This window comes from Pseudomonas abietaniphila (assembly GCF_039697315.1).
Lineage (GTDB): Bacteria > Pseudomonadota > Gammaproteobacteria > Pseudomonadales > Pseudomonadaceae > Aquipseudomonas > Aquipseudomonas abietaniphila_B.
This window is the reverse complement of record NZ_CP155619.1, coordinates 3683437-3696417: the sequence shown is the minus strand read 5'-3', so window position 1 is coordinate 3696417 and position 12981 is coordinate 3683437. Positions and strand designations below refer to the sequence as shown.

Annotated in this window: 10 protein-coding genes; 1 reads left to right on the top strand and 9 read right to left on the bottom strand. The window is 59.8% G+C overall.

Annotated elements, in window-relative coordinates; translation table 11 throughout:
- Positions 1 to 126: 126 nt before the first annotated feature.
- On the bottom strand, positions 127 to 1548 hold the full coding sequence (hldE, locus tag ABDX87_RS16355; protein WP_346828826.1) for a bifunctional D-glycero-beta-D-manno-heptose-7-phosphate kinase/D-glycero-beta-D-manno-heptose 1-phosphate adenylyltransferase HldE: 1422 nt from the start codon (positions 1546 to 1548) through the stop codon (positions 127 to 129).
- 310 nt (positions 1549 to 1858) lie between these two features.
- Entirely contained in the window at positions 1859 to 3661 is a 1803-nt protein-coding gene (msbA, locus tag ABDX87_RS16350; protein WP_346828825.1) for a lipid A export permease/ATP-binding protein MsbA, read from the bottom strand.
- Positions 3662 to 3767: 106 nt separating this feature from the next.
- Here msbA and ABDX87_RS16345 point away from each other — a divergent pair, with 106 nt between their 5' ends.
- On the top strand, positions 3768 to 4430 hold the full coding sequence (locus ABDX87_RS16345) for a phosphotransferase (RefSeq protein ID WP_346828824.1): 663 nt from the start codon (positions 3768 to 3770) through the stop codon (positions 4428 to 4430).
- 3 nt (positions 4431 to 4433) lie between these two features.
- Here ABDX87_RS16345 and ABDX87_RS16340 read toward each other — a convergent pair whose 3' ends face one another.
- The 7 genes from ABDX87_RS16340 to ABDX87_RS16310 form a co-directional block, all read right to left on the bottom strand.
- Entirely contained in the window at positions 4434 to 5621 is a 1188-nt protein-coding gene (locus ABDX87_RS16340; RefSeq protein ID WP_346828823.1) for an O-antigen ligase family protein, read from the bottom strand.
- A gap of 23 nt (positions 5622 to 5644) precedes the next feature.
- Positions 5645 to 6529: a glycosyltransferase gene (locus ABDX87_RS16335; RefSeq protein WP_346828822.1), complete on the bottom strand. Its 885-nt coding sequence runs from the start codon at positions 6527 to 6529 to the stop codon at positions 5645 to 5647.
- Positions 6530 to 6685: 156 nt separating this feature from the next.
- Complete coding sequence (locus ABDX87_RS16330; RefSeq protein WP_346828821.1) at positions 6686 to 7642, bottom strand: glycosyltransferase family protein; 957 nt, start codon at positions 7640 to 7642, stop codon at positions 6686 to 6688.
- A gap of 66 nt (positions 7643 to 7708) precedes the next feature.
- On the bottom strand, positions 7709 to 9118 hold the full coding sequence (locus ABDX87_RS16325) for a PIG-L deacetylase family protein (RefSeq protein WP_346833537.1): 1410 nt from the start codon (positions 9116 to 9118) through the stop codon (positions 7709 to 7711).
- Entirely contained in the window at positions 9115 to 10011 is an 897-nt protein-coding gene (locus ABDX87_RS16320; RefSeq protein WP_346828820.1) for an antimicrobial resistance protein Mig-14, read from the bottom strand. The genes ABDX87_RS16325 and ABDX87_RS16320 overlap by 4 nt, the downstream gene beginning before the upstream one ends.
- Positions 10011 to 11141 carry a glycosyltransferase gene (locus tag ABDX87_RS16315; protein WP_346828819.1) on the bottom strand — a complete coding sequence of 377 codons (1131 nt, stop codon included), beginning with the start codon at positions 11139 to 11141 and terminating at the stop codon, positions 10011 to 10013. The genes ABDX87_RS16320 and ABDX87_RS16315 overlap by 1 nt, the downstream gene beginning before the upstream one ends.
- Positions 11125 to 12882 (bottom strand): carbamoyltransferase family protein, encoded by a 1758-nt coding sequence (locus tag ABDX87_RS16310; RefSeq protein ID WP_346828818.1) that lies wholly within the window; start codon positions 12880 to 12882, stop codon positions 11125 to 11127. The genes ABDX87_RS16315 and ABDX87_RS16310 overlap by 17 nt, the downstream gene beginning before the upstream one ends.
- Positions 12883 to 12981 lie beyond the last annotated feature (99 nt).

The window sequence follows — 12981 nt, the reverse complement described above, 5'->3', positions numbered from 1 at the left end:
CCAGCGTCGCGGAGCTTGCTCGCTGAAGGAGCAAGCCTGCCCGCGATTGCTTTTTGGCCGCAAGACACTTGTCGGTTGACCTGGCGCAAACGCGGGCAAGCGCGCTCCTACAACAAGGCGGCCTGTTTACTGCCCGCGAATCTTCTCGACAATCGCAGTCGTAGAGCTGTTAGCCACCAGGCCCAGTACCCGCACTTCGCCGCCATACGCCTTGACGATCTCGGCGCCAACCACCTGATCGACACCGTAATCGCCGCCCTTGACCAGCACGTCTGGCTTGACGTGAGTCAGCAGGTTTTCCGGCGTGCCTTCAGGGAAGCTGATGACCCAATCCACCGCACCCAGACCCGCCAGAACCGCCATCCGCCGGTCCACGCTGTTGATCGGACGGCCCGGACCCTTGAGGCGGCTGACGGAGGCATCGTCGTTGACCGCGACGATCAGACGATCGCCTTGGGCGCGAGCCTGTTCGAGGTAGGTCACATGGCCCGCATGCAGGATGTCGAAGCAACCGTTGGTGAAGACGATCTTCTCGTTGTGCGCGCGCGCGTCGTCGATGGCCAGCAGCAACTGATCCAGGCTTAGCACGCCTCGCTCGGAACCCTCGGCGCGCTGAATGGCGCGACGCAGTTCAGGGGCGCTGATGGCCGCCGTACCTAGCTTGCCGACGACGATACCCGCCGCCAGGTTGGCCAACGCCACGGCATGCGGTAACTCTTCGCCCGCTGCAATGGCCGCCGCCAGGGTGGAAATCACCGTGTCACCGGCACCGGTGACGTCGAACACTTCGCGAGCACGCGCAGGCAGATGCAGCGCTGGCTGGTCAGGGCGCAGCAGTGTCATGCCGTGCTCACCACGGGTCACCAGCAAAGCACCCAGCTCGAGCTCAGCCATCAGTTGCGCACCTTTGGCGACCAACTCGGCTTCATCGACACAATGTCCGACGATGGCTTCAAATTCGCTCAGGTTTGGCGTGATGACGCTGGCGCCGCGATAGATCGCAAAATCCTTGCCCTTCGGATCGGCCAGGACAGGGATGCCACGGTCGCGCGCCGCTTTGATCAACACCTGATGGTTCTTCAACGCGCCTTTGCCGTAGTCGGACAGCACCAGCACCTTGACGCCTTCGAGCAACGAATCCACTTCCTGGCTCAACGACAGCGCGTCGGTCGCAAACGGTTCTTCGAAGTCGATACGCAGCAGCTGCTGGTGGCGGCTCATGACCCGCAATTTGACGATGGTGGGCTGGTGAGCAATGCGCTGGAAACGCGCCGTTACGCCCGCAGCGTGAAGGCTGTTGCTCAGGCTTTCAGCCGCTTCGTCCTGGCCGGTAACGCCCACGAGGGAGGCTTTGGCGCCCAGTGCGGCGATGTTCAAGGCAACGTTGGCGGCGCCGCCCGGACGGTCTTCGATCTGATCGACCTTGACCACCGGCACCGGGGCTTCAGGGGAAATCCTGGAGGTACCGCCATGCCAGTAGCGGTCGAGCATGACATCGCCCACTACCAGCACTGGTGCCTGATCGAAACGCGGCATGGACAACTTCATCGAACAACCCGTAACTAAGAATGAACAGGGGCGGAATCTTAGCACAGGGTTCGCAAAGGCTTGAGGCCTTGGGGAAAAGTCGATGCAACGGCAGGCGTACGAAAAAACAGTGGGAACTGCTTGAGGCAAGATGGCTCCCACAGGCCCGAGGTCTGGACATAGGCTCCTGCATCAACCCGGTCTCTGTAGGAGACGTCCGAGGTTACGAGGGCAGCGAAGGCGGTGGCTCAGTCACTATGGAAGCCGCTGACCCACCGTATTCGCCTGCAAGGCGGCACACATTTAAAGCGCCTGTCGCTGGACTTGTGCGTTAAACGGCGCCCACCGGTGCCGGCTCGTCCAGCCCCATCGCGTGAAGGCGAGCGTAGTAGCCGTTCTGTGCCAGCAACTCGGAATGCGTGCCACGTTCGACGATGCGTCCCTGATCCATGACCAGAATCAGGTCGGCCCGCTCGATGGTCGACAGGCGGTGAGCGATCACCAGCGTGGTGCGGCCTTTCATCACATGGTCGAGCGCTGCCTGAATGTGACGCTCGGACTCGGTGTCCAGCGCCGACGTCGCCTCGTCCAGAATAAGCAAGGGCGCGTTCTTCAGCAGTGCGCGGGCAATGGCCAGACGCTGACGTTGGCCACCGGAGAGCAATACACCGTTTTCGCCCACCTGAGTGTCGAAGCCTTCCGGCAACTGCTCGATAAACTCTTTCGCGTAGGCATCGGCTGCGGCGGCCTCAATGTCGGCACGCGGCGCGCCGGCCAGATCGCCGTAAGCGATGTTGTTGGCCACGCTGTCGTTGAACAGGGTCACGTTCTGGTTCACCTGAGCGACATGCTTGCGCAGGTTACGCAGGCGATAATCCTCGATCTCGACGCCATCGAGCAGGATCTGCCCGGATGTGTGGTGATAGAAGCGAGGAATCAGGTTCGCCAGCGTGGACTTGCCACTGCCGGACCGTCCAACCAGTGCAATCATCTGACCCGGCGCCGCCGAGAAGCTGATGTCATGCAGCACCTGACGCTCGGTTTCAGGGTAGGTGAAGTTCAGGTTGCGAACCTCCAGACGCCCTTCGACCCGATCCCGCTCGACGGTGCCGGTGTCGACTTCCGGCTCGACATCAAGCTGTTCGAAGATGCTCTCGGCGCCCGCGACCCCTTTCTGGATCGTCGAGCTGACTTCGGACAGCTGACGAATCGGCTTCGGGAGCAGACCGGCTGCGGTGATGTAAGCCACCAGATCACCGGCAGATGCGTCGCCCCTCAGCCACAGGACGAGGAACATCAGCACGGCCATGGCGGTGTAGATCACCAGTTGCAGCATGGGGGTGTAGACCGCGCCGGTCTTGGTCATGCGCAGCTGCTTGTCGGTGTTGCTGGTGCTGGCCTTGGCGAAGCGCTCTTCTTCGTACTTCTCGCCACCAAAGCTGCGAACGACGCGATAGCCCTGAATGGTTTCCGACGCGACGTGGGTCACGTCACCCATCGCCACCTGGATTTTCTTGCTCTGCTTGCGAAACTTCTTGCTGGAGCTGCCCACCATGAACGCGATCAAGGGCAGGATCGCCAGCATGACGATGGTCAGCTTCCAGTTCATCCACACCAGATAAAGGAACAGGAAAACGATGGTCAGGCCTTCGCGGATGACGACCTTGATCGCATCGGTCGCAGCCCCTGTGACCATGGTCACGTTGAAGGTGATGCGGGAAATCAGATGCCCCGAGTTGTGCGTATCGAAATACCGGTTCGGCAGAACCAGCAGCTTGTTGAAGAGCTGGACGCGCAAGTCATGCACAAGGCCCAGAGAGACCTTGGCCAGGAAGTAGTTACCCAGATACGAACCCAGGCCCTGCCAGGCCGCGATCAATACGATCAGCAGCGGCACTGCCTGCAGCAACTGCAGATCCCTCAGATAGGGCACATTGGGGAACAAGGCCGCTTCAGGGTTAGTCAGGCCGTCGACAAAATATTTGAGGATGCCGGCCAGCATCGGCTGGGTCGAGGCGAAGATCACGAAGCCAACGATGCTGAGCAGAAAGATGCCCACGTAAGGTTTCACGTAGGTCAGCAGTCGAAGATAGATTTTCAGGCTGGAGGATTCGCTTTTTTCTGGCGTGCTCATAGTCATCGATACGGTAGAAAGAGCCGAAATACTAACACACGGCTTGAGCATTGGGCCTCAGATGGCCGGCTGAGGTATCATGGCCGCCATTTTCGAAGGAGCCCGCATGCGCGCACTCGCCTACTCTGACTACCAAGCCTTACGCAGAGATGCTGAAGTCATAGAAGCAGACTTCTTCGGAGACAAGGTTCTACGCTTGGCCGATGGCAATTTCATGAAGCTGTTCCGGCGCAAGAGGCTGATCTCGTCAGCCGCCTTCTTCCCCTATGCGAAACGCTTTGCCAACAACGCATCCATCCTCCGGAAGCGGGGCATCCCTTGCCCACAGGTGCTCGCCACCTACAGGGTCAGCGATATCGCACGCGATGTCGTCCATTATGAGCCGCTACCTGGGAAGACGCTGCGTCAGCTTATCGCCGAGGACGAACAGTTCAACGACCCCGCCCTGATCCGACAATTCGGACGCTTCGTGGCCGAATTGCACAATCAGGGGATCTATTTCCGTTCGTTGCATTTAGGCAATGTGGTGATGACGCCCGAGCACGCGCTGGGGCTCATCGACATTGCCGACATGAAAACCCTGCGCCGCCCTTTGCGCAAAAGCCTGTGCCTGCGCAACTTTCAACACATGCGCCGTTATCAGAACGACCACGCGTGGTTGCTGCAGCGTAACGGGGACCTGTTTTTCGAGAGCTACATCGAGCACAGCAAGCATCAATGGAAACGCCAGACACTCCACGAACATCTGGCGCTGGCCGAACAGGCTTGAGCTTCAGCTGATTGCCGGCTTTTTCTCGGACTTTCCGAGGCACAGCGACAGAACGAACGGCATCCACACCACCATCCACATCGCGCGCGCACGGCCAAACACGGTAAACACATCGAACTGCTGGGCGACGGTTGCGAACACCCAGACCATCAGAATGGTCATGCCCAATGTTTCAGCGCGGTGGCGCCAGGCGCGCAGCCCAAGCCAGCACCACAACCAGATCCAGAGCACCGTAAAGGGCAACCCGTATTGCACAGCGGTGTCGAGGATCATGTTGTGGCAGTGCCCGAAGACCTGGCCACCGGCAGAAACCTCATAGTCACTGCTCAGACCGATACCCAGCCAGGGGCGTTGCTGAATCAGATCGATTGCCCCCCTAATGAGGATGCTGCGCTCGGAGTCTCCACGCAGAAATATCGACGGTTCGAATATCGCGAACACCGCCGCAGCGACCAGCGCCAAAACCCCTAACGCACGGTAGAAGCGCCCGCCACCGAGGAGCACCACGACGGCCGCTACCGCCATGAGCGATACCATCGAACCCCGGCTCCCCGTCAGTATCACGAACGTCAACGAGCACGCCTGGAGCAGGCCCCAGATAACGCGACCACTCAGCTTCTGTGGCCACCAGGTGCAACTGAGCACGATGAGTGCAGCGATCGTATAGCCTGCCGGATTGGGGTTATCCATAAACCCGCCGAACCCGTACATGCGATCGATGCCGCGCATTGGATAGGCGATCAGCGCCGCTAGGGAATACAGCCCGGCCAGCCCGCCCCAGAGAATCATCATGGTCTGCAAAGGGCGATTGAAGGTGCGGCCCCAGACAATCCACCCAAGAATCAGCAGAAGGAAGAACACCTCACGCTTGATGATCGTGAGGTATCGCTCGGCATCGTGACTCCAGGACAGCGAAATCAGTGACCAGAAAAACAGCAACAGAAAGAGCCAAAGCTCCCGCCGGTTGAGAACCGTATGGCGAAACTCGGAGAAATAACGCGCCACCAGATAAAAGCCTGGCAGGTAGACAAACGCCGTGAGCAGCCAGCTGTAGAACTTCATCGTGGGGGTCAGCAGGACACCTGCGACACTCCAGAACAAGCCGAAGGCCAGCACCACGCCGGCAATACCCAGATGATCAACTATCGAGCGTAACCGCGCACTTCCCTGTGAAACGACCCTGCTTATCAATTGCTGATCCTGTAAAGGCTGAATCACTGCGCACCTTTGGGTTTGCGATATTTAAAAACGAAGTGCCTGAATCTCTTCCATGTCAGGCGATTCCATCGATGCACAGGCACGCTGGCGAACAAGGCGCTTGCGAACTTCTTGTCTGCCACCACCGACTCTTTCAGTGCCTTGTTGATGATCGCCAGACGCCCGGCCTCGTAGGCAGGATTATCCTTGTACGCCTCGATGACCTTCAGGTCGTAGATCAGCTGGCTCTTATAAGCAGTCTTTGAGATGTTCGTTGCATGCCGACGGTACAGCGTGACACGGTCGGGCAGGATGTCGACCTGATAGCCCGCCTCAGCGACACGGAGGGTCATCTGGAAATCCTGGACCTTGATGGAAGGGTCGTACCCGCCCACCTTGTCGATCGCCGTCCGCCTGTACATGGCCACTGGCGCACCCACCGCATAGGCATCGGCGAGTAACTCGTCGAAGGTCCAGCGCTGGACTTGAGGGTTGGTCACGGGTTTGTGCTTGAGCGGTTTGCCGGTGGCGTCGATGTAGATAACTTTGGCGCCGAGCAAGCCGACTTCGGGATGTTCCTGCATGTAGCTGACTTGACGACGAATCCGCCCGGCGAGCATCACGTCATCGGAATCATGGGTAATGATGAATTCGCCGCGCGCATGGCCCAGCGCGTTGTTCAGCGCAGCACTGACGCCCATGTTTTCTTGCTGATAGAACTGAAAGCCATGAATCTGGCGTAGCGCCTCGATTTTCTGCGCGCTCAGATCGGTCGACCCATCATTGACGACAATGAGTTCGAAATTGTCGTAGTCCTGCTGAAGGATGCTGAGCAGGCACTCTTCGATATACAGATCGTGGTTGAAGCACGGCACCAGTACCGAGACTAATGGCCAGTTCATGTACGCACCCAATCCCTGGCTTCCGGCTGCGCACTCACTTGCCACCCTGGGAAACGGCAGCGGAGCTCAACACAACCCGTCATTGAAAAAAATGACATGCGGACGCTATCTAGATTCAAATTGATATCATTATTTTCAGCGCATAAACCGTTCAAATCAAATCCCTAGCGCTGCCCGCAACTTTTCGAACAAGCTTGATGGTGCTTGTGCTCGCAACGCCGGTTCAAGCTCACGCACGATCCGCGCACCGATTGCCCCGAAGCCAAACTGAGACACTGCCAGATCGCGACCGTTGACCGCAATACGCTGAGCGAGCATTGGATCATCTCGCAGCACCGCGAGTTTCTTCTGCAATTGCGGGATGTCGCTGTAAAACACCACGTTGTGCATGTCCTGCAAGCCCAGCGCCTGGTTTTCCGCCTCTCCCTGATCATAGGCAAACAGCACGCACCCGCACGCCATCGCCTCGAAATTCTTGATCATGTATTCGCCCATGCCCACATCGGCACTGACGAAAAACCGGATCCGATTCAACGTGTCACAGTATTCCTCGCCTGACTTGGTACGGGTCACGACCAGTTTTTCCACCTGGCCAAGCTCATCGAGCAATGCCTTGCGCCCGCTGTAAGCCACACTGTTGGTGCTGCCGACGAACGCCAGTTCGATGTCCCGCTCGCGTCCCTGGTCACTCAAGAGCGTCTGATCGTAGCCCTTGGGGACGAAAACGGCGTCGAAGCCCTCCTGGCGCAGACGTTCGCTGACCATGAAACCGGAGCTGATGACACGCACCCAAGGCAACTTGCGATAGTGAGCACTGAACTTGCCGGTGTATTTGCACGGAATGTAGTTCTGGTAGGCATCGTGCTCGAGGATCACCAGATTAGGGATAGTGCGAATGAAGCTCGCCTGACGGATCTCCTGCTTGAACCTCAGGAAGAACACAATACGGTCGTATTTCGTGACGTCGACATGCTGGCGAAAGTAACGACGCAAATGGCGCTGTTCGTCCGAGGTCAACCAGCGCAGGTCGCAATCGCAGTTGGCGGCGACGCCTTCATAGAGGCGATCCAGAATCGCACGCTGCTCTTTCTGGACCAGAAATAAAACCTTCATGGACTTCCTTATAAAACCTGATCATGCCTGCCCGGCCGCTCAACACCCTGAAGGCGTCGAGGGCTATCAGAGCTCCTTGCGCCAGAACAGCTCGTGACGACGCACGGCCTTCCTGAAAAACTCGTTCTCACCTTCCGCAGGCCATCGCCGGCCAGCCAAGACCTTCTGCAACCATCGCCGGATCCGGCGCTTGAGCGGAGCAGGCGGCTGCAGGTCATGCATCATACCCAAGGCCATGGCCTTGTCTCGCTGTTGTTCGGTATTGAGCTGGACACTGTAAGGTACCAACGCTTCCGAGGCATCGAATACCGGGGGCAGGGCCACGCCACTGTAGGCATTGCCCATCGGCCAGCGGTCGTTGTCGTGCAAGTGATTGGCGTACCCGAGAATCACGCTCGGCTGCCATTCCAGTCCCGTCAATGCCTCCAGAATCGCTGCCTGGGAGCAGATGTGGTCCGGATGAGGGTCAATGGTGGCATGAGGCATCACCACCACTTGAGGTCGTGCCTGCAGCAACAAAGCCCGCAGGTCCGCGATCAGGTTGTTCCACGTGGGCGCACCGTCGGCATCGCCGGGCAGCGCCATGGCGTTGAATTGTCGAAACAGCCGCGTGTCGCTCAGATCGGCTTCACGGGAGGCGACAGGCTGATCAGGCGCGGCTTGCATGGCAGGCAGTTGCAAACAGAAATAACCCAGCTGCACGCAACGGGATTCCGGCACGCCAGCCCAACGCGGCACGGCGATGCTGTCCCAGGCACGCAGCCGGCCTTTGATCCGCGCAGCATCGGCGCGATTCATCCCCATCTGCTGGTAATGCTCGGCTTCGATTTCGCCAGCGGTGAGCGTCACGATCCAGCTTTCCTCGGCCTCGGCGTACAAGCCAAACGCTGCCAGCTCGGCATCATCGGCATGCGGCGCGATAACCATGACCCGCTGACGTCGCGCATCCTCATGGCGGAACGACCACAACCGCAGCGCTCCCTGAATACCGCAACGACGCCCGCGAATGCGCAGCGTGCCTGCGTTCAACGCGTCGTAAAACCCGGTGAGATTGAGGTAGCGCAAACCGTTCACGCCGCGCTCGAAGGCCTGACTGTCGTGGATCTCACCGCCGACCAGTTCGACGGACGGGTCGAGGAAACGCCCCAGCCATGTGCTTTTGATCGACAACGCCAGGACCAGCGTCTCGGATCCGTCCAGCGTCAATGGCGTATCAACATGCAGCAGGTCGCCACGCAGGACAGCGCCCGGCACCTCGTTTTGTGCAGGGAACTGGTACTGGTAGTCATCACCGGGCGAATAAAACAGGTGGTCGGAGAACCACGCCTCGTGAGCCACCCAACCCAGCACCGCCAGAATCAGCGGCAGCCACCAGGCCAACAGGACGCCGAGCACAATCAGAACGACCAACGACACCAGCAACGCCACGCGCTTGTTACGGCGGTGACGCTTGAGCAACGCCTGCTTGCGGCTCACACCTGAAACACCGGAACGGGGTTGCACCAACGATCCTTGTATTCACGATCGGCGCGACCAAAGGAGAAACGCAGCGGCTTGCCCAGCGCCCGAGCATGCTCCCAGGCGCTTTGCGTATTGAGAAAACTCAACACGCTGCCAGGGCTGAAATCACGGGTCTGGGGGTCCACGCCACCGTTGATGTATTCGACGCTGATCCACTCAGGCGCTTCGACGCGGTACACCAGTTGAATGGCAACCGGCGCATCATTGAGGAAGATCACTGAACCGATCAGCAGCTCGCGCAGCAGCTCGATGACATCGGCCATCCGCTCGGCGCCAGTGGCCGCGAACCCCCAGCGACGCTGGAAAAGGTCGCAGTACATGCTTGCCAGTTCAGCGCTGGTGAAGTCCGTGACGGGACGAACGACGCCACCGGCCTCTTCAAGCAGCCGCAGCTCGCGACGCTGGTTGTAGCGGAATTTTTTCGACAGGTCTTCGGGCGTGCGGGCCATGGCCAGCGACTCGGCCTGCGGCTTGAGTGTCGCGATGCGTCCCTGACTCAGCTCTGACAGGTAGCGACCGTGATGGCGCAGCGGAACCTGGGCATCAGCGGCAACCGGCAGGATCAACTCTGCGTTACCCAGATCGTACAGACCCTTCTTGCCATGACGTTTAAGCACGTCCTTGGACAAAGCGAGCGAGCGCCCCCATGTCGGGATCGCGGCTTTAAGGTCGCCGTCCCGATGCCAACCCAGGTAACGCACCGGGATTTGCGCCAGACCCGCCAGCCGCTCGATCACCAGGGGATGCGTGGCGACACTGCCGCCAAAACGTTGCCAGGCGTGCTGATAGGCGGCCGCATCGATCTGCGTCCAGCCACGTTCACGCCAGGCTTGAAAACGATTGAGCATCAGGACTCCGCAGTCAGGTCGGTGACTTGCGGCAGACGCCAGAACACCGAGCGCACAGCCTCATCGGAGAAGCGATCACGCAGGCGGTCCAGCATCATCTCGGCGCAGGATTCGCGCTGCCCGGCGTCCAGCCGCGACAGATGAACCAGACCTTGAGCCAGGTGCTCGGCATCCTTCAACGGAAACAGAATACCGACGCCCTCGACCACTTCCTTGGCGCCGCCGCACGAGGTGGCGATCAGCGGCACGCCGGCGACCATCGCCTCCAGCAACACCATGCCGAACGGTTCGTGATCGGAGCTCAGGGCAAAGGCGTCGAACGCCTTGAAATAGCGACTGGCCTGGGGCACTTGCCCCAGCAGCATGACCTCGCGGACAACGCCCAACTCCATCGCCTGCTCTCTGAGGTCCTGCTCCAGACGGCCCTTGCCCATGATCACCAGTTGGCTGTTGGCGGGCAGGTTGGGCAATGCGTGAGCGAATCCGCGCAAGAGCGTGGCCTGGTCCTTGTCCGGGTGCAGACGCCCGACGTTACCCACAATCCACGCGTCCTGCGGCAGACCCAGCGCTTCGCGGGCCTCTTCGCGCGGCAATTGCATGGCCGCGAGCGCTTCGACATCAATGCGGTTATAGAGCGTCTGAATACGCCCGGTCGGCCACTTCGGCAGGCATTCGCGCATGTCGTCACGCACCGCATCCGACACGCCGAGCAGGCTCAGGCGCATGCGAAACAGATGGGCGAACAGCTTGCGACTGCGGCGCTGGTAATCGCCAAATGCGTGATGCACACCGATCACCGGCAAGCGGGTCGCCAGCAACGCGATGTAGATCGGTTTGAAGCGATGAGCGATGCAGAACGAGAAATTTCTGGAAGCCGCGATTTTGCGCAGGTCGCGAATGGCACCCAGCTTCAAGCCACGGATGGCCTTGGAGCTGTACTCCATGAACAGTACTTCGTCCGAGGCGCAGCTTTCGGCCACCTCGGCGTCTGCGGTGCCGGTCAGGAATACCGTGGTGACCCGGTATCCCTTGCCCGCGAAGAGGCTGGCGTATTGACGGGCACAGTCGAGAAACGGCCCGTCATAGCCGTGGCAGAACTGCAACACATGCCGCTCAGCCGAGCGTGTCATAGGTGTCCGCGCCGTCTTTGACCACCAGGATGTCCTCCATGATCAGGTACTGCAGATCCGAGCCGAAGAACATGTTCAGGGCATCGGTCGGCGAGCAGATCATCGGTTCGCCACGACGGTTGAGCGAGGTGTTCAGCGACACGCCGTTGCCGGTCAGGTTTTCCAGCGCCTTCATCATGTCGTAGTAGCGCGGGTTGTACTGGCGCTTGAGCACCTGGGCACGGGACGTGCCGTCCTCGTGAACGACTTCCGGCACGCGGGTCTTCCACTCTTCGGCGACTTCAAAGGTGAACGTCATAAACGGCGCCGGATGATCGATCTTGATCATCTGCGGCGCGACGGTGTCGAGCATCGACGGGCAGAAAGGCCTCCAGCGCTCGCGGAACTTGATCTGGTGGTTGATGCGGTCGGCCACGCCGGCCACGCTCGGGCAACCGATGATCGAACGACCACCCAGTGCACGCGGACCGAACTCCATTCGCCCCTGGAACCAGGCGACCGGGTTGCCGTCGACCATGATCTTGGCGATCTGCTCCGGCATGTTGTCGAGCTTGCGCCATTTTGGCTGGCTCGGATGACGGGCACAGGCCGCGATCACGTCCTCGTTGCTGTACGACGGGCCGAGGTAGACGTGCTCCATCTTCTCGACCGGTACGCCACGGGCGTGGGAAACGTAGGCCGCAGCACCGACCGCCGTACCGGCGTCACCGGAAGCCGGCTGAACGAACAATTCTTTGACTTCCGGACGCGCGATGATTTTCTGGTTCAGCTTGACGTTCAGCGCGCAACCGCCCGCGAACGCGATCTTGCCGGTTTCCTTGAGGATGTCGCCCAGGTAGTGATCCATCATCTGCAGCGCCAGCTTCTCGAACAGCGCCTGCATGCTGGCGGCGTAGTGGATGTACGGCTCGTCGGCGATATCGCCTTCGCGCTTGGGACCCAGCCACTCGATGAGTTTTGGCGAGAAGTAGAAACCCTTGCCCTTCTCTTTATAACGACGCAGGCCGATGACGTTGGCGTATTCGGTGTTGATCACCAGTTCGCCGTTCTCAAAGCTGGCCAGACGCGAGAAGTCGTATTTGCTGGCGTCGCCGTACGGCGCCATGCCCATGACCTTGAATTCGCCGTCGAGCATTTCGAAACCGAGGAACTCGGTGATCGCGCCGTACAGACCGCCGAGGGAATCCGGATCGTAGAATTCCTTGATCTTGTGGATCTTGCCGTTTTCGCCATAGCCGAAGAACGTGGTGGCGTACTCGCCCTTGCCATCGATACCCAGGATCGCGGTTTTCTCTTTGAAACCGGAGCAGTGGTAGGCGCTGGAGGCGTGAGCCAAGTGGTGCTCGACCGGCTCGATCTTGATCTTCTTCGGGTCGAAGCCCAGTTGCTCCAGGCACCAGACGATCTTGTTGCGGTAGCGCTTGTAGCGACGGTTGCCCATCAGGATGGCGTCGAGCGCGCGGTCCGGGGCGTACCAGTAACGCTTGGCGTAGTGCCAGCGCGCCTCGCCGAACAGGCTGATCGGGGCAAACGGAATGGCGACCACGTCGACGTCGGAAGGCTTGATGCCGGCCTGTTCCAGACAGAACTTCGCCGATTCGTAAGGCATGCGGTTCTTTGCGTGCTTGTCACGAACGAAGCGCTCTTCTTCGGCGGCTGCTACCAGCTTGCCGTCGATGTACAGGGCCGCGGAAGGATCATGGCTAAGGGCGCCGGACAGGCCAAGGATCGTCAATGCCACTAGGGTCTAGCCTCTTAAGTCTGCGTGCAGGCGGCGTGCGCCTGATCGATAAGGTGTGCCTGGCGCTTGGGCGGCCGGCAGCTAAAGGGCGGGATTATA

Coding starts and splice junctions, on each gene's coding strand:
- ABDX87_RS16315 (WP_346828819.1), bottom strand. CDS start 11,141: ATGACACGCTCGGCTGAGCGGCATGTGTTGCAGTTCTGCCACGGCTAT.
- ABDX87_RS16335 (WP_346828822.1), bottom strand. CDS start 6,529: ATGAACTGGCCATTAGTCTCGGTACTGGTGCCGTGCTTCAACCACGAT.
- ABDX87_RS16330 (WP_346828821.1), bottom strand. CDS start 7,642: ATGAAGGTTTTATTTCTGGTCCAGAAAGAGCAGCGTGCGATTCTGGAT.
- hldE (WP_346828826.1), bottom strand. CDS start 1,548: ATGAAGTTGTCCATGCCGCGTTTCGATCAGGCACCAGTGCTGGTAGTG.
- ABDX87_RS16345 (WP_346828824.1), top strand. CDS start 3,768: ATGCGCGCACTCGCCTACTCTGACTACCAAGCCTTACGCAGAGATGCT.
- msbA (WP_346828825.1), bottom strand. CDS start 3,661: ATGAGCACGCCAGAAAAAAGCGAATCCTCCAGCCTGAAAATCTATCTT.
- ABDX87_RS16320 (WP_346828820.1), bottom strand. CDS start 10,011: ATGCTCAATCGTTTTCAAGCCTGGCGTGAACGTGGCTGGACGCAGATC.